Below are 17,081 nucleotides of genomic sequence, written 5' to 3' on the forward strand. Positions count from 1 at the left end.
TGAACGCATCGTCGACTTTTCCCCGCCATCCACGGAGGCGAACGTATGGTACTTCACAACCCGGCCGTCCGCTGGGGAATCGGTCTGTCCGGCGGGCTCGCCGTTGCCGCCGTCGCGTTCTTCTTTTTGAGTGGTACCGTTCAGTTGGTTGCCTACGGGATCGCGCTGCTCGACATCTTCGTCACGCCACAGATCCTGAAGAAGGCGGCCGAACAGCAGTAACCCTACAGCCGTTCCCCGGTTGCGAACGTCGACGGGTCGTCGGCCAGCGACCCACGCCGCCCGTCGAGTACGGCGAGCCGCTCACCACGCCGCCGTTCGAGCCAGTAGAGCAACTGCTCGGCCCACCGAAGCTTCCGGGCCTTCAGCGGGTCGACCGACGGGTCGTCGAACGCCCAGCCGAGGAACCGAAGCTCCGCGGCTCCGAACGCGTCGGCGATAAAGGCGGCCCGGTCGCCGTCGGTGAACCCGCCGTAGTTTGCGACCGGCCCTCGCGGTTCGGCCTGCGTCGTCACCAGCGTCGACGCGAGGTCGAACCGTGGCAGCCACTCCCGCAGCGTCGGGATGTTGTCGCCGTGGGTGTGGGCTGCCACCGGCGTCCCCTCGCGGGTCAACTCGCTGGCGGTGTCGACGTTCTTGTCGAGGTCGGTCACCATCAGGTCGACCCTGATGCCGTGGTCGGCGAGCACGTCGACGGCCGTCGAGGCGGCGACGATAGCGTCGACGCTCTCGGGATCGAACGCCGCGAGGTCGGCCGAAAGCGTCGGGGCCGCCCCGACGACGGCGACAGTCGCGCCATCGAGGTGGGTGAGCCGGTCGTCGTCGAACGGCCGAGCGAGTTCGGCGGCGACGTCCCGGGCGCGCTCGTCGGCCGCCCGATCGAAGCCGAGATCCGCGAGGATCGCCTCGTAGATCGGCTCCCACTCTGGAAAGCTGGGGCTACTGCTCATCGATCCCTGATACAATCCGCCGATCGAGCCAGTGGCTCGTCGGTTGTGATATTGTATGGGCCGGATTGGCATCAAGTACCCCTACCCGAATGCCCCTCCGGCGTCCATTGCCTCGTTTCACATGATCCGGCATAAGTTTTCTCTTAACAGCACGCGTTTCTGATACGTTCGACGACGGCCGAAATTCCGTCGGAACCGCCAGCCAGCGCCTCGGTAAGCCGATCGTACTCCGATTTGGTGCCAACCAATACCACGGGACTGTCAGACGCACGGCTGACACAGTCGACGCCCGCGGCCTCGCTTGCGGCCGCCAGCCGGTCGTGGGTGTCTGCGTCCATCCCCGAGAGTTCGAACACCCGTGTCACGCTCCGGTCGACGATCGCCTCGACGTTCTCGGTCACACCGAGTCGGTCGAGATGGCGGCGGGCCTCCCCTCTCCTCGTCACGTCGAGTTCCTCGACGGCGATCCCGTCGACGGTCTCCCGGAGCCGCGGGCGGCCGAACTCGTGGCCGATCAGCGCGGCGTCCCGCGTTTCGGCCACGTCGTGGGTCCGGATCACGTGGGCCCCGCGCTCGACGGCCATCGAGGTGGCGGCCAGCGAGACCGGCAGTGCCCCCTCGGTGTCCCGGCCGGCGACCGACCGGAGGAAGTTCTTCCGGTTGATCGAGACGAGAATGGGCTGGCCGTAGCCGCGGAACTCCCGCAGGCGGTGGAAGGTCTCCCGATCGTCCTCGATCGTCTTGTCCTCGCTCCAGCCGCCGAAGGCGGGGTCGACGATCGTCTTGTCGGTCAGTCCGTTGAGTTCGAGGGCCTCGTAGATGTCGTCGACGTCTTCGACCGCCCCCGGCCGTTCGAGGTCCGGCGGCGAGGCCATCTTGGCGACGGCGACGTCGTACTCCTCACAGATCTCGGGCATCTTCGGGTCGGCGAAGCCACAGATGTCGTTGACCATGTCGAAGCCCCCCCGGAGGGCGGCCTCGGCGACCTCGTGGTAGCGCGTCTCGATCGAGAAGACTGCATCCCCGGAAACGCTTTCGATGGTTTCGAGGGCGGTATCGAGGCGATCGAGTTCCTCCTCGGCGCTGAGGACTTCGAACTTTTTATTCGCTGATTCGAGGCCGACGTCGACGATGTCCGCGCCCTCGTCGATCAGTTCCTCGTCGACGTACGCGGCGGCCTCGCTCGGACTGTTGAACACGCTCGGCTTGTAGGGGGATTCCGAGCTGACGTTCAGTACGCCCATGATTCGCGGGGGCTGGTCGTCACCGATCTTCAGGCCGGCAGCGTCGACAGTTCGCATACCGTTACTGGGAACGCCGCCGACATAGGCGGTCCGGTCTACGGGGAGCGATCCCACACATCAGTCGCTTTTTGTCGGCCGAGTCGTTAGCTTCGCTATGGGCAAAGTCAGTATCGGGCTTCGTGGCTGGCGGTTCGAGGAAGAGGAGATCTTCACCGACGACGAGGAGTTCAAACCCCTCGAAGAGATCCCCGAGGACCCACGGCAGCGACTGCTACGGCTCTCACGACTGGTCGAACAGCCGTGCGACGCCTGCTATCTGATCCACGGCGAGGCCGACAAACAGCGGTGTAATCCGGCCGCCTACGTCTACGGCGAGCCGATGGACGAGATCGTCCTCTGTGCGGACCACGAGCCGGATTTCGTCTACTGGTACCAGAACGCCGGCGGCAGCGACCTCCGGGGCGACCCCGAGTTCGCCGCCGCCTTCCACCAGTGGTTCGCCGACGATAACCGGGCTCCGGAGGGGTTCGGCGGCGTCGACCACGTCGAGACCGATCCCGAAGCCCTGCCGGATCTGCCGACGCCCGAGGAGATCCACGACCGGCTCGAAGAAGACTACGAGCCCCGCGAGATCGACCTCCGGGAGTATATCGACGAGCCCGACGAACCACCCGCCGAGGACCGGGTCGACGACGAGGAGTTCGACGACCTCGATCTCGATACGGAGTATCCGACCGGCGAATGAGCCCGCGGCAGCAGCCCCCGGTCGTCGTGGTCGTCGAACCCGAGACGCCGGGCAACGTCGGTACCATCGCCCGCGCAATGAAGAACTTCGGACTGAGCGATCTCAAACTGGTCGACCCGCCGGAACTCGACCCCGACGGTGAAGCCTACGGCTTCGCGGGCCACGCCCGCGAGGACGTGCTCCCGAACGCCGAGGAAGTCACCCTCGACGAGATCATCGACACCTACCACACCGTGGGCTGTACCGCGATCACGGGCGAGGACAGCCGCCGACACGTCCGGTTCCCGTTCAAAACACCGGTCGAACTCCGCGAGTCGCTGTCGACCGTCGACACCCGAACGGCGCTCGTCTTCGGCCGGGAGGGTCGGGGGCTCCACAACCGCGAGATCGAGCGGCTCGACGAGGTGTGTTCGATCCCTGCCAGCGGCGAGTATCCGGTGCTTAACCTCGGACAGGCGGCGACGATCCTGTTTTACGAACTGCGCGAACTGACCGTCGCGGAGACACAGCTCCCGGATGTCGACCACTATCGGGCCGAGGAACGCGACATCGAGCGGCTATACGACTACTTCGCGGACTTCCTCGACGCCCAAGCCTACAACGAGCGGAAAACGGCCAAGACACGACGGCTGTTCCGGCGGCTGGTCGGCCGGGCCCACCCCACCGACCGGGAGGTCCACACGCTGTTGGGCGTCTTCCGGGGAGCGACCGATCGGCTCGACCGTTCGGTCGCACGTGCGAAGGGTGACGACGTACCGACGGACACACCCGAAGATCGGGAGTAGGCACTGCCTACTCGGCTGTTGCCGTTCGTCCGACGATGGTAGACAGTGACTACTCGACGCTGACTTCGAACCGCGCGCCGCCGCTGTCGCTTTCGTCGACCGCGATCGACCAGTCGTGGGCCTCGACGATCTCCTCGACGATGTGGAGTCCCAGCCCGCTGCCGGCTTCGGTGGTGGTGTACCCCGACTCGAAGATCGCCTCCCGCTGGTCGTCGGGGATTCCGGGGCCGTCGTCACAGACGGCAAAGCCGGTCGATGTCGGCTTGATCGTTACCGTCACCGAGTCGGTGTCGTCCTCGAACACCGCGTGTGGATCGGTCGGCCCCGCGTCGGCCCCGAGACCCACCGACTCCGCGGAGCCGTGTTCGATCGCGTTGCGGATCAGGTTCTCGAACAACTGCTGGAGCCGGATCGGGTTGGCCTCGACGCTCCCCAGCGTGGGTTCGACCCGAAGTCGGGCGGTCGAGGGGTCGACGATCCGCCAGGCCCGGATGGCGACCGTCTGGACCGAGACGGGTTCGGTGGCGTCGTCGTCGTGGGCCTCGATCGTCTGCAGGTGGTCGGTGACCAGCGAGTCGACCCGCTTGGCGGCGTTCCGGGCCGCACGGAGGTGTAACTCGGCGTTGGACGGCTCGTCCAACGCGAGCTCGATCCGACCGTAGATCACTGACAGCGGCGAGTTGAGGTCGTGTGAGACGGTTCGGGCGAACTGGGTGAGCTCCCGGTTCCGTTCGGCGACCTGCTGGAACCGGTCTTCGAGCCGCCTGTAGGCCAACACCGCTTCGAGTCGTTCACCGGCGACCGTCGACAGCCGGTCGAGACGCGTCCGCACCGCCGGCGGACAGGCCTCGGCACGGAGAGCGACCGCTCCGGCCTCTCCCAGCGGGGCGGCCGCGTCCGGTGCGGAGTCGTCGGCTGCCGGATAGCGCGGCGCTCCGGCCTCGAAGGCGGCAGTGGTCACCGTCGACGGTGACGCCGGGCCATCGTCGGCTGCGGGTTCCAGCCGCTCGTCGTCGGGTTCGTACCGCCAACACCACGCCTCTTCGACCGGCTCTAGCGCCGTCAACGCCGTCTCGGTAACCGCAAAGATCTCACGCGGTTTGTCGGCCGCGACGACCCGCTCGATCGGCGTCGACCGGGCGTCGGCCATGCGGTCAGTCGTGCCGTCGGCTGTACCGTCGGCCGGGGCGGGAGCCATCTATACCGCCCGCGTGGCCGCCCGGTCGACGCCCGGCGTCGCCCGTGTGATTCCCGGTTGATATCGCCGCTCCATACCGTCATCTCTCTGTCGGGTTACTTTTACTTCACTCCCTAAATATCGGATCCGATAACAAACGGTCGACCACAAACAGTTAATCCCCCGAGTCGGCAAAGGGGAGTATGGATCAGTTCATCGAGATCGACGAAACGGCGCTGTCGCCGGTCGTCATTGTCACGACCGCGCTGTTGGTGCTGGCGTTCGTTCTCGGCTTCGCCGCTCGACTCGTCGGCCTCGTCGGGTAGGCCCCCGAGGAGCCAAACTTATATTGAACAGTCTACCTATCGATACGTACGACTATCTGCATGGCCACTCACGATCAGGAGACGCCGACCGTGCTCGTCGTCGACGACGAGCAGGATATCGCCGATATCTACACGCTGCAACTGGAAGACGAGTACGACGTCCGCACCGTCTACGGCGGTCCGGCAGCCGTCGAGGCGGTCGACGAGAGCGTCGACGTGGTGCTGCTCGACCGGCGGATGCCCGAGATGTCGGGCAACGAGGTCCTCGAACGGATCCGGGCCGACGGCTACGACTGCCGGGTGATCATGGTGACGGCGATCGACCCCGAGTTCGACATCATCGAGATGCCGTTCGACGACTACCTCTGTAAGCCGGTCGACAAGGCGACGCTGGAGGCGGCGATCGAACAGCAGCTCACCGCCAAGGAGTACGACGAGACGGTCAGCGACCTGTTCCGGGCGACCTCGAAACTCACCGTGCTGGAACAGGAGATGAGCGAGGAGGAACTGGCGGACTCCGAGGAGTACCAGCGCCTCAAGCGGGCGACCGCCGAGATGCGCAGCGAGGCCGAGGAGTTGATGGTCGAACTCGACGATTTCGAGGCCGCGTTCAAGGCGATCGACCGGTCGTCGACCTGACTACTCGCGGGTCTCGTCGGCGTGGGACCGCACCCACAGCTCGCCGATCCGGGAGAGTTTCGTCCGATAGGATTTGCCGACCTCCTCCTGTTCGATATACCCCTTGCCGCCCGGTCCGAGCCGGTCGACGTTGTAGATCACCTTCGAGCGGAAGCTGTCGGTGTACTCCTCGTTGAGGTCGCGAGCGAGCGTCGACGCGAGCTCGCTGACCGACTCGAACTCGCCGTGTTCGCCCAACGTAAAGAGTACGAGCTCCTCGAACGGTTTGACGCTGGAAAACGACGCCACCGGGAGTTCGACGATGTGGCTGCCGCCGATCTCCTTTGCGCCGATGGTGACGCCGCGCTCGTCGAACTCCGAGAGCAGTTCCGTGATGCTGTCGAGTCTGGTCTCCATGCGGTCGCGGTCGAGTTCGCCCGCCTCAAGCAGGTCCGACAGGAGGTCGTGTTCGGCCCGCAGCTCCTCGGCGAGTTCGGTTTCGAGGTACTTCTCGGGGGCGGTGTAGTAGGTGTGGATCCGGTCGCGGTCCTCCTGTCGTTCGACCATCACCGAGTGGGCGGCGGTCGCAAACGCGAAGCTCACTGGCCGGGGCATCGAACAGACGTTGACCCAGACCTCCGCGCCGCTGTCGAGTTGGTCGTTGATGAGTTCGAAGGCTCCTTCGAAGGCGGCGTCGTAGTCGTAGACGTCTTCGAGGCGGATGCGCTCGGTGTCCGCGCCAAGCAAGTTCTGAAAATCCGTTTCGAGTTTGGTGGCGAGTCGACGGGAGTATTCGACGTTGGCCTCGCTGCCGACCGCGCCCTCCAGCAGAATGACGTGGTCCACATCGAACTGATCGCGGATGAGCGGCGCAATGAGCCGGTCGTAGTCGAAGCCGACCGGGACGATGTGTGTCTCCATAGCTACTACGTAGCGACGTGGTTCTTAAAAACCACCAGCATCGCCGGCCGCCGGTCGACCCCGATCAGTTCCAAACATATAGCACCGTCACGTACAAAAGTACGTCAGTGAATACGACACATCCCGCGGTGGCGCTGGTGGTCGACCGGTGGCCCCGTCCGACCAGCCGGCTGGCCGCGGTCGGTCGGTCGACCGGCGGTGCGGGGGGTGCGGGACGACCCGGCGACTGCGACCGGGCGACATCTTCGGTGATCGGCATTGTGGTATTGGTGGCGATGGTCTTGATCGTCGCTGCCACGGTCGGCTGGGCCGGCCTCGGCTTCTCCGAGCAGCTCCGCGAGCCGGCTCCGAACGTCGCTGAGTCGAATGCCAAATTTGTGGCAGATAGTGGAATTACCGGTCAGATTGTTCGTCTTACGCACGTCGCCGGTGACTCGATAGCAGTTTCCAATATCGAGATTTTGGTCGATGCAGAGTGTGATGATGGCGATGCGCAAGGACGTGTCGTTGCGCTGCCACCCGATGGGAATAGCCTCGATGCAGAAAATATCGAGGGAACTGATTTTTTCGACGAAAGTAGCTTCCGCTCAGACCGAACTGTTCTTCGAAGTGATACGACGAACACGCTCTCCGCTGGCGAATTCATACAGTTTCGAATGATCAGCGGTACCTGCGAAGTCCCCGCGGGAAACAAAGTGACCGTCCGTATTATTCACATGCCTTCCGACTCGGTTGTAATCAAGGAGATGTTAACAGCGTCATAGCGGTCGTCGTTGTACTTTAATTGGCCTGTTCATCCTCGTCGTCTTCCGGTATTACTTCGGTCGACAACACCTTCAACGGGATATTGTGCAGTTGTTGGCCGATCTCCTTACGGGCGATGCGGCTGGCGTGTTGTTCCTGTTCGACGTTGAAGACGATCAGTTCGAGTTCGAGGGCGACCAATGCTTCGTCGGCCGCGATGAAGGCGGGCGGCAACTCCTCTCCGGAGGGCGAGGTTCGCGTCCCCATCTCGATCTCGACGTAGTTGAGATCCGGGTTCAGCATTTCTCCCGTCTTGGAGATGGCGATCCGGACAGCCTCGTCCACGGTCTCGACATCGTACACGGGCACCGCAGCCTCGACGACGACTCGGCAGTCCATGGGGCCAAATAGACTCGCAGCGCGTATGAAACTTCGCCTACATTCTCGAAAAACAGACACTCGTCCCGCTGCCGTCTGTCAGTTTCCGCCGTTCCGCAAATAGTGAAAGACGTAGGTCTGGGCGTAGCCCGCATACTGCCCGCCGAACTGCTCGCGGATGGCTCGTGAGGTCGAGACGTACCCGCCCTGATCGCAGTCGGGATAGTGGTCGGCGATGGCGGTCTGGATCCACGTATCGAGGGGGACGGCCTCGGTAAAGCCCAGCGAGAACAGCAGGACGCAGTCGGCGACCTTGTCGCCGACGCCGACGAACTGGGTGAGGTGGTCACGGGCGTCCTCGTAGTCGAGTCCCATCGCCGCCCGTGGATCGGCCTCACCGTCGGCGATCATTGCGGCGGTCCGCTGGACGTAGGGTGCACGGTAACCGAGGCTCAACTCGCGAAGTTCCTCCTCGGTTCGCTCGGCGAGCTGGCCGGGCGTCGGAAAGGCATGATACGTCTCACCGTCGACCTGGATCTCGTCGCCGTACTCGCGGGCCAGTCGACGCTGCATCCCGTGGATCCGCGAGACGCGCATCTGGGCCGAACAGATAAACGAGATCAGACACGGAAAGACCGGATCGCGCACGAGTCGCATCCCGCGGTACCGCTCGAAGGCACTGTCGAGGAGTGGGTCGGCTGGCGTGTCGGCCTCGATTGCATGCAGGTCATCGTCGAGTCGCAGGAGATGGGTGAGGAGCGGCACCGCATCCGTCGTCGACTCCCACCGGAGTTCGCCGTCGACCTGCCGGACCCGGACGACGGCCGACTCCTCGATCACGTCGGGGATCGGCGTGACGACCGTCTCGTACCACGCATCGCCGCCGTGGGCCGCGGTCGTGGTGTACATCTCGCCGTCGGGGCGGTCCCACAGGTAGCTCTGGCCGCTTTCGCCGGTCGACTGGAGGTCGAACCCCCCCGCTAGCTCCGCGATCGGAATCGCACCCTGTTCCATTACCCGATCCTGACAGGCGGCGCGCTTCGGCCTTTCGGTGTCGTGTGGCCGTCCCGGACGGGCTAGCCGACGTCCCACGTGACGAGGCTCTCGGCGACGTAGTTGAACGTCATGCCGACACAGATGCCGATCCCGTTGGCGACCGTCGGCCAGAGGTCGACGCCGGCGATCGGCAAGGTGGCCTCGATAGGCCTCGTCAGCCCGAACAGCACGGCGAAGCCGACCCCCAAACCGACCGCTCGGACGAGATGTGAGCGCCCCCACCGACCGAGGGCCGGCCTCGCGCCGGCGTTGCCGGCCGCCGCAAAGGTCCAGCGGTCGTTGACCAGAAACATCGTCGAGATCGACAGCTCAGCGCCGACGGCCTTCGCCGCCAGCGGGCCGATCCCGGCGGTGGTAGTCAACAGGGCGACGACCAGCGTCTCGATACTCGCACCGAGCGCGCCGACCGAGAGGAACTTCCCGATCCGGGCGCGGTGGGCCAGCGCCGACAGCGGCGACTCAGTCGCCATCGGTCGTCGGGCTGAGCGTCGACCCGTGGGTCGGTTGGACGTCACGGTAGCGAGGGCTGGTGGCGATGGCCTGCGCGCGCCGCCGGACGTCGAACAGTGCCCGCCCGAGTTCCAGCGAGGTCGAAAGCGGGTCGACGGTCGACTCCGGGTGGTCCTCCCACGTGACGGGGACCTCGGTGATCCGGTAGCCGAGCGCGCCGGTGACCGCGACGAACTCCAGATCCCACGCGAACCCCGACTCGTAGCAGTGGTGGCCGATCTCGGCCCACGCCTCGGCCCGAAGCGCCTTCGCCCCACACTGGTAGTCGTAACAGGCTGTTGGCAGCAGTTTCCGGGCACTGACCGCGAAGGCGTCGCCGAGCAGCCGCCGGCCGACCGTCTGATGGTCGACGATCCGCGCCTCGGGATGCCGACGGGAGCCGATCGCCACCGTGTCGGCCCGCTGGCGGACGTGGTCGACGATGTCGGCCAGCGACGCTGCGGGCACCGAGCCGTCGGCGTCGACGAACGCGAGGACGGCGGTCGAAAGCTCGTCGAAGCCGTCCATGATCGCCCCACCTTTACCGCGCCGACGCCTCGCCACACCCAACTCGTCGGCCAGCGGCTCGACCCGTGCCAGCGTCGACTCGCTGGGGGCGTCGATCTCGATGCGAACCGTCACCGGGTCGAGTGCCGATCGGATCGCGCCGACCGACGCCGCGAGCGCGTCGACGTCCGGCTCGTAGGCGGGAATAACGACGCCAAGAGCGTCGCTCATGGCGTTTCACCGCCTGCTACCGGCTGCGAGAGCTGACCACTCATACAGGCGTCCGACGCCGTACTGGGTGTTAATTCTGCGGACGTACAGAGATGAAAACAAGTCGCCGATCGAGACCGAGCCGGTCATCCCGGCAGGACCGCCCCGGCGAGCCACTCGGCGGGTGGCTCCGCGAAGGGCCACTGGCCGCAGGTCGACTTGTAGAGGCTGCCGCCGGTCTCCTGTTCGAAGTACTGCTGTTTGAGCCCCAACCGGTAGTGACACTGGTCGGGCTGGCGTTTTTCCCAGTAGATCGTCTCCATCGAGGGCCACCCCTCCGGGTCGTCGGGCAGCGAATCGTACTTCGGGACCTCCCACCGGTCGTACTCGGCGTCGATGGCTGCCCGTCCCGGCGGCTCGGGGCTCTCTCCCACGACGCCGTGGAGGTTCCAGTAGCCGCTGGTGACGATTAGCAGGACGACACAGCCGGCGATCACTGCCCGACTGGATGGCCTCGACCACTCGGCGACGAGCAGGCCGACGCCCACCGCGAGAAAGACGAACAGCAGGACGAGTTCAATCGCCCCCTGAAATTCGAGGAAGAGCTGAAAGAGGTAGAGCCCGCCACCGACGGCCACCCACCAGTGGTCGCGGTCGGCGACAGCCAGTCCCCAGCCGGCGACCGCCAGCGGGACGATCGCCACGCCGTAGCCGATCTCGATCACGAAGCGAAGCAGCCGCCCGACGATGGTGTACCCCTCGACACCGTAGAGCGGCGCGAGGACGGTCTCGACGAACAGCGGAACGGCGTTGCCCTGTGCCACGAACGGGACGACAGTCAGTACCGTCACGGTTGCGCCGCCGCCGATCGCCCGCCACAGGCCGTCCCAGCCGCCCCGCTGGGCACTCATCCCGACGACCAGTAGGGCGATCGGCGCGCCGAGCTGCCAGAAGCCGGCGGCCATCGCGCCCACACCTCCAGCAACAAACGGCCGGTCGTCGACCGCCAACACCAGCGCACCGACCCCACAGCAGAAGGCGAGATATTTGGGGCGGATTCCCGCGTACGGAAACCCGTACAGCGACGTCAGTACGAGCATCGAACCCGCCGCGAGGATTGCGGCGACGCCATCGTCGGTCAGGCGGTGGGTGAGTACGCCGACCAGCGTGATCCCGGCGACGACCGCCGCGACGGCGACGATCACGCTGAGGACGTGCAACACGGCCATATCGCCGAACGATACCGCCGCCAGCACCACCGTCACGAAGTAGATCAACGGCGGCTTCAGGTCCCAGATGTCGACGTAGAGCTCCGCCCCGTTGAGAATCGACCACCCCGCGTGCTGGAACAGCGCCGAGTCCTTGTTGATATAGAACGGTGCGGCCCAAAACTGGAGCAGCGTCACCACCCCCACCACTAGCGCCGACCCGCCGAGGAGCAGCCGGAACCAGTGGCGGTCGACGGCGTCGGAAAGCCCCCGCCGGCTCCGTGGCAGCGACGTCGTCGAACGCATTCTTCATCCGGGTTCGGGGGCCGGCGTGTAAACCCTTTTTCAGGAGTCCGGACAGGAGTCCGCCGTCCCGATCGTCCGGCTACCGGAGTTCGATCTGGGTCAGCGTCCCCAGCCGTTTGGCGATCTCCTCGTCGAGGCCTTCACTGGTCACCCGCCACGTCCAGTTGCCCTCGGCGGTGCCGGGCGTGTTGAACCGCGCGTGGCTACCGAGGCCCAGCAGGTCCTGCAGCGTCGTAAACGCCAGCCCCGCCTCCGAGCGCCAGACCGCCTCGATGACCGACCACGCGATCTCCTCGCCGTCGACGCCGAGGTTGTAGTGGAGACACTCCCGTTGGCGGTCCGACATGGCGTCGTAGTAGCCCCGGATGGTGTCGGTGTCGTGTGTGGAGGTGTAGCCGACGGCGTTTTTGGGGTAGTGCATCGGCTGGTGGGCGTTGCCGCCCTGACACCAGTCGGCGTACTGCGGCACCCGCATCCCCGGGAAGCCGAACCGGTCCATCAGCGCCTGCAGTTCGGCGTCGGGGAAGCCGAGATCCTCCGCGATAAACGGCAGGTCGCCGAGGCGCTCGCCGATCGTCTCGAAGAAGTCCGCCCCCGGCCCGTCGCGCCACTCGCCGGCGGCGGGGTCGTCGGCGTCGGCGGGAATCGCCCAGTATTCGAGAAAGCCCTGGAAGTGGTCGAGTCGGGTAACGTCGACCTGCTCGAAGAGCCGGTCGAGCCGGCGGGCCCACCAGTCGTAGTCGTCGTCGGCCAGCCGCTCCCAGTCGTACAGCGGGTTGCCCCACCGCTGGCCCGAGTCGCCGGCGTTCGGCGGGACGCCCGCGACCGCAGTGGGCCGGTTCCCCGCGTCGAGTTGGAACGCCTCGGGGCTCGACCAGACGTCGGCGCTGTCGAGACCGACGTAGATCGGCACGTCGCCGACCAGCTTGATGCCCGCCTCCTCGGCGTCGTCTTTGAACGCCTGCCACTGTTTGTCGAACCAGTACTGGACGAGGGTTCGGTACTCGATCTCCTCGCTCAGTTCTTCGCGCGCGTCGGCCAGCGCCTCGGGGTCTCGGGTCCGGATCGGCTCGGGCCAGTCGACCCACGCCACCTTGTCGTGTTTCCGTTTGAGCGCCCGGAACAGCGCGTAGTCGTCGAGCCACGGTTCGGACTCGCGGAACGCATCAAGGGCGGCGTAGTCGTCTTCGGTGGCGGTCTCGCGGAACCGCTCGTGGGCCGTCCGGAGCGCCTCGCGTTTGTACGCGCCGACCGCCTCGTAGTCGACGTCATGGTCGTCGAACTCCGGGACGGGCTGGAGGTCCTCTGTGGTCAGCCAGCCGTCCGCTACCAGTCGATCGAGGCTGATCAGCAGGGGATTGCCGGCAAAGGCCGAAAACGATTGGTACGGCGAGTTGCCGTGGGCCGAGGAGGTCGGTCCCAGCGGGCAGAACTGCCAGTAGTCCTGTTCGGCCGTCTCCAGAAACGAGAGGAACTCCCGGGCACCCTCCCCGAGGTCGCCGATCCCGTGGGGCCCCGGCAGGGAGGTGAGATGGAGGAACACGCCGCTTGCTCTATCGAATCGCATACGCCCCCTCTCGTGGGCCTCGGTGTCAAACGTTGTGGTATTCGGCGGCCTACGCCTCGTCGCTCATCGCGCCGAAGACCGTATCGGCGTCGGCGGGCACGTCGAAATCGTGGAAGTGCTCGCCCTTCTCCGTCGAGAGGATGTCGAGGGCCGCCGCCGCGCCGTCGCCCGCCGCGATGATCGCTTGCCACTCCTCGGCCCGCACCATCGCACCGGTCGCGTACGCGCCGTCGACGCTGGTCCGCATCGAGAGGTCGGCCTCGACGACGCCGTCGTCGGTCATCGCACACCCCAGCGATTCGGCGAGGCTGCGGTCGGCCCCCGTAGCGAGGACGACGTAGTCGGCGTCGTAGGCGCCGTCGGCGGTCTCGACGACGAACCCGTCGCCGGATTCGTCGACGGACTCGACGGCCTCGCCCTGATGCCGCTCGACGCCGAAGCTCTCGACCTGCCGGCGGGCGGTCTCGATGAACGCCGTGCCGTCGTCGGAGCCCACGCCGAGGTAGTTGAACAGGTGGGCCTTGTGCATCCACGTCTCGTCGGTGTCGAAGACGTGGGTCTCGAGACCGTTCTTCTGGGTGAACAGTGCTGCGCTCAGTCCTGCCGGGCCGCCGCCGACGACACAGACCGTCGGCGCTGTCTCCTCGCTCATAGTCGACTGGCCGTTCGGCACGCGTTGGGATAATAGCTGGCCTCCAGATACGAGTCGTCACTCGGCGTGTGAGAACTGAAAACGTTCGCCCGGCCACAAACGGTAGCCGGCCGAACGCGTGGCCAGACCGACCCGGGCAAAGTCGGCTGGCGGTGCCTGATGGTCCGGGCAAGAGCCATCAAGCGGGGGTGATCGACCGTCCGGGCAAGGCGACCGATCACGTTGCCGGTTTGTCAGAGGCACCCCGGCGTCTATACAAGCGGCCGGTTCCATCTTTACCTCACTGTTTGAGCCCGGCGCGCAGGGGGTGACCAAGACTTATATATGTGGCGGTTGTTTATATACTGTGGCAAACGCACCTGTCACCCGTACTGGAGGTGAGTGAGTCAATGCCCCAAGCCGGCGAGATACTCCGACTGCTCACGCGCCGCGAGCAGTTGTTGCGCGCGGTCGGCAGCGACGCCGCCGACAAGCGCGGACTCGTCGACCGGCTGGCGGTCTCCCGGTCGACCGTCGACCGAGGCATCCGAGAGCTGGAGACTGCCGGATTGTTGGCGCGGTCGGCCGCGGGTTACCGCCGCACCCTGTTCGGCGAGCTCCTGCTGGCGGAGTACGACCAGTTCGCCTCGATGGCCGAGACGCTCTCGGAGGGCCAGCAGCTACTGTCGGATCTCCCTCCGGAGTTCGATCTCGACCCCGTCGTGTTCGAGGAAGCGACGGTCGTCACCGCCAGCCAGTATGCCCCCCACCAGCCCGTCTCGGCGCTCTGTTCGTTGCTGGGGGAGGCCCGCTGGATCCAGACCGTCTTCCCGGCGGTGTTTCCGCAGGTCCTCGACCGGTGGCTCTCGCTGTGCGAGGGCGAGATGATCCGGGCCGATATCGTGTTGACCGAGCCGGTGGTCGAGAAGCTCGTCGGGAGCCACGCCGAGGCCCTCCAGCAGCTCATCGCCGACGCCTGTCTCTCGCTCCATCAGGTCGAAGAGACCCCGACCTACGGGCTGGTGGTCGCCGAAGACGAGACGACAGCGACCGCGGGGCTGATGGTGATGGACGAGGCCAACGGCGCGCGGGCGTTCATCGAGACCGACGCCGGTCCGGCGGTCTCGTGGGTCCGAGAGCGCATCAACGACCATCTACTGCAGTCCCAGCCGCTGTCGTCACCGTCTGTCGAGTGATCGGCGTCGTCGCCACCATTGGTCGACCAGTGGCGTCGACCGTGTTGTCAGACAACTGGCGGTCGACCACGAAAACTTATTATCAACACACCCAACGGTCACGGCATGGACGGGACCCCACAGGAGATCACGACCCTCGTCGGACGGGAAGTCTACTCGAACAACGGTGTATTCGTCGGTGAAGTCGAGGACGTCCGACTGAATCTCGATCAGGAGGCAGTGACGGGACTGGCGGTCGGTCAGCTCAACACCGAGCTGTTCGCCGAGACCGTCTCGCCCGGCGAGGGCATCATCGTTCCCTATCGGTGGGTCCGCGCGGTCGGCGACGTCATTCTGATCAACGACGTCATCGAGCGCCTCAAACAGCCAGAGGAAACCGAAGAGGCCGTCGTTTAGGACCCGTTCGTACTCTCCGATCCCTCGACACCCATCGCCGCGAAGAGCTTTCTGCGGACCGCCTCTTCGGTCAACTGGAGCAGCGTCTCCCGGTTGTCCTCGCTGGTCTCGATTCCGGTGAAGATGCCGAGCGGCACCTCGACGCTCCCCTGTTTGGAGTGGCCGGCGACCTCGCCGCTCTCCGCGAACGCCCCCTGAAGGACGCTCCCGATGTTGATCCGGATATCCTTCGACCGGGCGGCGACGATGATCTCGTCGTCGACGATCCCGAAGACGGCGCTGGTGGTAATCCCCTCCAGATCGAGCAGGTACTGGGCGGCCTGTTCGAGCGCCTCCCGGTCCCGGATGAACCCCGCGGTCGAAAACAGGTGGCTCCCCTGGACCTCACGGCTTTGGATCGCCTCCGCGAGCACGTCGAGGGTCTCGGGGGACATCGACGGCGACTCGACCTGTTCGAGGGTGTCGTGGTTGGCGAACGGATGCAGGTAGGCCGCCGCCGTCAGATCTGCGGGTGTCGTATCCCGCTTGAAATCCAGCGTTTCGGCCCGGATGCCGTACAGCAGGGCGGTGGCGACCGTCTCGCTCGGCGAGAGGTCGAACTCCTGGAGGTATTTGGTGAGGATCGTCGACGTCGAGGAGACGTTGGTCCGGATGTCGACGAAGGCGGCGTCGACGTCCTCGTCGGGCTCGGAGGTGTCGATGAGGACGTCGGGCGTCGGCTCGGGGCGGTCGTCGGTCGCGTTGGAGTTGTCGACCAAGGCGAGCCGGTCGTACTCTTCGAGAGCGGGGGCGTCCTCACGGGCCAGCAGTTCGATCCCCAGCAGGTTGACGAACGCCCGGTTTTCCTGATGGCCGATGTCGCCGTCGTAGAGGATGTCGGCCTCGACGCCGAACTCGGCGGCGATCGCCTGCAGCGCCGTGGCGCTGGCGATCGAGTCGGGGTCGGGGTTGTCACGCGTGAGGATGGCGATCCGGTCGTCGGTGGCGTCGAGGATGTCGGCGAGCTGGCGGGCCTTGTGTTGGAGTTCGCCGGATTCGAGGCTCCGGAGGGCGGACTCGGCGATCACCGTCGAGGGGTTGATCACCACGTCCGAACCCAGATCGCGGAGCTCCTCTTCGGTGACCGGATCCGAGGCTCGGACGACGATGTACTGGTTGCTGCCGCGATCGCGGATCGCCGAGACGGCGGCCTTGCTCGCCTCGACGTCGGAGGCTAACACGAGGATAATATCCCGGTCGTCGACGACGTCGGCGACCGCGGGGTCGCTGATGTCCTGGACTTTGGCGTTGAGGTCCTGATCGCGCAACGCCTCGACACGGCTGTCGTCCTTGTCGAGGATGAGCACGTCGTTGCCCTCCTCGGCGAGCTCTTCGGCGACCGCGTGGCCGACGCTCCCGCAGCCGAGAATCGCGTACGTGGATCGTGACGAGCCGATCGCGCCAGCACTCATTGGTACCCGAGTTCGGCAGGGGCGACACTTAACCCCATCCGTTTCCACAGGCACTGTCTAGTTAGCGACCTCCTCAGTTGGCGTTCGATCATCTAGCGATTGATGCGGTCGCTGGCGGTTATAATAATGTACAAACTGCGAACACCAGCGACGAACGCTCGACCGACTGCCCACCC

At 65.7% G+C, this 17,081-nt stretch carries 21 protein-coding genes; 8 read left to right on the top strand and 13 right to left on the bottom strand.

Annotation, left to right across the window (positions count from 1 at the left end):
• Positions 1 to 45: 45 nt before the first annotated feature.
• The gene (locus NKJ34_RS12885; protein ID WP_253738712.1) at positions 46 to 222 is read left to right on the top strand and encodes a hypothetical protein; all 177 of its coding nucleotides are present in this window, start codon (positions 46 to 48) and stop codon (positions 220 to 222) included.
• Between the two features lie 2 nt (positions 223 to 224).
• Here NKJ34_RS12885 and NKJ34_RS12890 read toward each other — a convergent pair whose 3' ends face one another.
• Both NKJ34_RS12890 and NKJ34_RS12895 read right to left on the bottom strand, forming a co-directional pair.
• Positions 225 to 950: a 6-hydroxymethylpterin diphosphokinase MptE-like protein gene (locus tag NKJ34_RS12890; RefSeq protein WP_253738713.1), complete on the bottom strand. Its 726-nt coding sequence runs from the start codon at positions 948 to 950 to the stop codon at positions 225 to 227.
• Between the two features lie 143 nt (positions 951 to 1,093).
• Entirely contained in the window at positions 1,094 to 2,251 is a 1,158-nt protein-coding gene (locus NKJ34_RS12895) for a dihydropteroate synthase (protein ID WP_253738714.1), read from the bottom strand.
• A gap of 97 nt (positions 2,252 to 2,348) precedes the next feature.
• On the opposite strand from NKJ34_RS12895, the gene NKJ34_RS12900 reads away from it, so the two are divergent.
• Together NKJ34_RS12900 and NKJ34_RS12905 are read left to right on the top strand one after the other, a co-directional pair.
• The gene (locus NKJ34_RS12900) at positions 2,349 to 2,939 is read left to right on the top strand and encodes a DUF8114 family protein (RefSeq protein ID WP_253738715.1); all 591 of its coding nucleotides are present in this window, start codon (positions 2,349 to 2,351) and stop codon (positions 2,937 to 2,939) included.
• Entirely contained in the window at positions 2,936 to 3,724 is a 789-nt protein-coding gene (locus tag NKJ34_RS12905; protein WP_253738716.1) for an RNA methyltransferase, read from the top strand. The genes NKJ34_RS12900 and NKJ34_RS12905 overlap by 4 nt, the downstream gene beginning before the upstream one ends.
• Before the next feature lie 49 nt (positions 3,725 to 3,773).
• On the opposite strand, the gene NKJ34_RS12910 is transcribed toward NKJ34_RS12905, so the two are convergent.
• Positions 3,774 to 4,922: a sensor histidine kinase gene (locus tag NKJ34_RS12910; RefSeq protein WP_253738717.1), complete on the bottom strand. Its 1,149-nt coding sequence runs from the start codon at positions 4,920 to 4,922 to the stop codon at positions 3,774 to 3,776.
• Positions 4,923 to 5,104: 182 nt separating this feature from the next.
• Between NKJ34_RS12910 and NKJ34_RS15770 the strand changes: the two genes are divergently transcribed.
• Entirely contained in the window at positions 5,105 to 5,227 is a 123-nt protein-coding gene (locus NKJ34_RS15770; protein WP_256488745.1) for a hypothetical protein, read from the top strand.
• Between the two features lie 60 nt (positions 5,228 to 5,287).
• Positions 5,288 to 5,866, top strand: coding sequence for a response regulator (locus NKJ34_RS12915; protein WP_253738718.1), 579 nt, complete (start codon positions 5,288 to 5,290; stop codon positions 5,864 to 5,866).
• On the opposite strand, the gene NKJ34_RS12920 is transcribed toward NKJ34_RS12915, so the two are convergent.
• Complete coding sequence (locus NKJ34_RS12920; RefSeq protein WP_253738719.1) at positions 5,867 to 6,766, bottom strand: HFX_2341 family transcriptional regulator; 900 nt, start codon at positions 6,764 to 6,766, stop codon at positions 5,867 to 5,869.
• A 107-nt stretch (positions 6,767 to 6,873) separates the two neighbouring features.
• On the opposite strand from NKJ34_RS12920, the gene NKJ34_RS12925 reads away from it, so the two are divergent.
• Positions 6,874 to 7,530, top strand: a complete 657-nt coding sequence (locus NKJ34_RS12925) for a type IV pilin N-terminal domain-containing protein (protein ID WP_253738720.1) — start codon at positions 6,874 to 6,876, stop codon at positions 7,528 to 7,530.
• Between the two features lie 16 nt (positions 7,531 to 7,546).
• Here the strand turns inward: NKJ34_RS12925 and NKJ34_RS12930 are convergent, their stop codons facing one another.
• The 7 genes from NKJ34_RS12930 to NKJ34_RS12960 form a co-directional block, all read right to left on the bottom strand.
• Positions 7,547 to 7,909 (bottom strand): DUF555 domain-containing protein, encoded by a 363-nt coding sequence (locus tag NKJ34_RS12930; protein WP_253738721.1) that lies wholly within the window; start codon positions 7,907 to 7,909, stop codon positions 7,547 to 7,549.
• Between the two features lie 78 nt (positions 7,910 to 7,987).
• Positions 7,988 to 8,902: a DNA-3-methyladenine glycosylase family protein gene (locus NKJ34_RS12935; RefSeq protein WP_253738722.1), complete on the bottom strand. Its 915-nt coding sequence runs from the start codon at positions 8,900 to 8,902 to the stop codon at positions 7,988 to 7,990.
• Between the two features lie 62 nt (positions 8,903 to 8,964).
• Entirely contained in the window at positions 8,965 to 9,414 is a 450-nt protein-coding gene (locus tag NKJ34_RS12940; RefSeq protein WP_253738723.1) for a GtrA family protein, read from the bottom strand.
• The gene (locus NKJ34_RS12945; protein WP_253738724.1) at positions 9,404 to 10,171 is read right to left on the bottom strand and encodes a glycosyltransferase; all 768 of its coding nucleotides are present in this window, start codon (positions 10,169 to 10,171) and stop codon (positions 9,404 to 9,406) included. The genes NKJ34_RS12940 and NKJ34_RS12945 overlap by 11 nt, the downstream gene beginning before the upstream one ends.
• Positions 10,172 to 10,296: 125 nt before the next feature.
• Positions 10,297 to 11,664: a DolP-mannose mannosyltransferase gene (locus tag NKJ34_RS12950; protein WP_253738725.1), complete on the bottom strand. Its 1,368-nt coding sequence runs from the start codon at positions 11,662 to 11,664 to the stop codon at positions 10,297 to 10,299.
• Positions 11,665 to 11,743: 79 nt separating this feature from the next.
• Complete coding sequence (gene malQ, locus NKJ34_RS12955; protein WP_253738726.1) at positions 11,744 to 13,231, bottom strand: 4-alpha-glucanotransferase; 1,488 nt, start codon at positions 13,229 to 13,231, stop codon at positions 11,744 to 11,746.
• A 49-nt stretch (positions 13,232 to 13,280) separates the two neighbouring features.
• Positions 13,281 to 13,883: an NAD(P)/FAD-dependent oxidoreductase gene (locus tag NKJ34_RS12960; protein WP_253738727.1), complete on the bottom strand. Its 603-nt coding sequence runs from the start codon at positions 13,881 to 13,883 to the stop codon at positions 13,281 to 13,283.
• Between the two features lie 389 nt (positions 13,884 to 14,272).
• On the opposite strand from NKJ34_RS12960, the gene NKJ34_RS12965 reads away from it, so the two are divergent.
• Positions 14,273 to 15,058 carry a helix-turn-helix transcriptional regulator gene (locus NKJ34_RS12965; protein ID WP_253738728.1) on the top strand — a complete coding sequence of 262 codons (786 nt, stop codon included), beginning with the start codon at positions 14,273 to 14,275 and terminating at the stop codon, positions 15,056 to 15,058.
• A 105-nt stretch (positions 15,059 to 15,163) separates the two neighbouring features.
• The gene (locus NKJ34_RS12970; protein ID WP_253738729.1) at positions 15,164 to 15,454 is read left to right on the top strand and encodes a PRC-barrel domain-containing protein; all 291 of its coding nucleotides are present in this window, start codon (positions 15,164 to 15,166) and stop codon (positions 15,452 to 15,454) included.
• Here the strand turns inward: NKJ34_RS12970 and NKJ34_RS12975 are convergent.
• A complete protein-coding gene (locus NKJ34_RS12975) occupies positions 15,451 to 16,905 on the bottom strand; it encodes a DHH family phosphoesterase (RefSeq protein ID WP_253738730.1) in 1,455 nt (484 codons plus the stop codon). The two genes, NKJ34_RS12970 and NKJ34_RS12975, sit on opposite strands and share 4 nt — an antisense overlap.
• Positions 16,906 to 16,962: 57 nt before the next feature.
• Positions 16,963 to 17,081: integrase core domain-containing protein (locus NKJ34_RS12980; RefSeq protein WP_253738127.1), on the bottom strand; the 119-nt coding region annotated here is incomplete at its 5' end.

It is taken from the genome of Halohasta salina, from assembly GCF_024178165.1.
GTDB classification, from domain to species: domain Archaea; phylum Halobacteriota; class Halobacteria; order Halobacteriales; family Haloferacaceae; genus Halohasta; species Halohasta salina.

Bases quoted from the DNA above. Each gene is read 5' to 3' on its own strand.
- NKJ34_RS12885 (WP_253738712.1), top strand. From the start codon at position 46: ATGGTACTTCACAACCCGGCCGTCCGCTGGGGAATCGGTCTGTCCGGC.
- NKJ34_RS12890 (WP_253738713.1), bottom strand. From the start codon at position 950: ATGAGCAGTAGCCCCAGCTTTCCAGAGTGGGAGCCGATCTACGAGGCG.
- NKJ34_RS12895 (WP_253738714.1), bottom strand. From the start codon at position 2,251: ATGCGAACTGTCGACGCTGCCGGCCTGAAGATCGGTGACGACCAGCCC.
- NKJ34_RS12900 (WP_253738715.1), top strand. From the start codon at position 2,349: ATGGGCAAAGTCAGTATCGGGCTTCGTGGCTGGCGGTTCGAGGAAGAG.
- NKJ34_RS12905 (WP_253738716.1), top strand. From the start codon at position 2,936: ATGAGCCCGCGGCAGCAGCCCCCGGTCGTCGTGGTCGTCGAACCCGAG.
- NKJ34_RS12910 (WP_253738717.1), bottom strand. From the start codon at position 4,922: ATGGCTCCCGCCCCGGCCGACGGTACAGCCGACGGCACGACTGACCGC.
- NKJ34_RS15770 (WP_256488745.1), top strand. From the start codon at position 5,105: ATGGATCAGTTCATCGAGATCGACGAAACGGCGCTGTCGCCGGTCGTC.
- NKJ34_RS12915 (WP_253738718.1), top strand. From the start codon at position 5,288: ATGGCCACTCACGATCAGGAGACGCCGACCGTGCTCGTCGTCGACGAC.
- NKJ34_RS12920 (WP_253738719.1), bottom strand. From the start codon at position 6,766: ATGGAGACACACATCGTCCCGGTCGGCTTCGACTACGACCGGCTCATT.
- NKJ34_RS12930 (WP_253738721.1), bottom strand. From the start codon at position 7,909: ATGGACTGCCGAGTCGTCGTCGAGGCTGCGGTGCCCGTGTACGATGTC.
- NKJ34_RS12935 (WP_253738722.1), bottom strand. From the start codon at position 8,902: ATGGAACAGGGTGCGATTCCGATCGCGGAGCTAGCGGGGGGGTTCGAC.
- NKJ34_RS12940 (WP_253738723.1), bottom strand. From the start codon at position 9,414: ATGGCGACTGAGTCGCCGCTGTCGGCGCTGGCCCACCGCGCCCGGATC.
- NKJ34_RS12945 (WP_253738724.1), bottom strand. From the start codon at position 10,171: ATGAGCGACGCTCTTGGCGTCGTTATTCCCGCCTACGAGCCGGACGTC.
- NKJ34_RS12950 (WP_253738725.1), bottom strand. From the start codon at position 11,664: ATGCGTTCGACGACGTCGCTGCCACGGAGCCGGCGGGGGCTTTCCGAC.
- malQ (WP_253738726.1), bottom strand. From the start codon at position 13,231: ATGCGATTCGATAGAGCAAGCGGCGTGTTCCTCCATCTCACCTCCCTG.
- NKJ34_RS12960 (WP_253738727.1), bottom strand. From the start codon at position 13,883: ATGAGCGAGGAGACAGCGCCGACGGTCTGTGTCGTCGGCGGCGGCCCG.
- NKJ34_RS12965 (WP_253738728.1), top strand. From the start codon at position 14,273: ATGCCCCAAGCCGGCGAGATACTCCGACTGCTCACGCGCCGCGAGCAG.
- NKJ34_RS12970 (WP_253738729.1), top strand. From the start codon at position 15,164: ATGGACGGGACCCCACAGGAGATCACGACCCTCGTCGGACGGGAAGTC.
- NKJ34_RS12975 (WP_253738730.1), bottom strand. From the start codon at position 16,905: ATGAGTGCTGGCGCGATCGGCTCGTCACGATCCACGTACGCGATTCTC.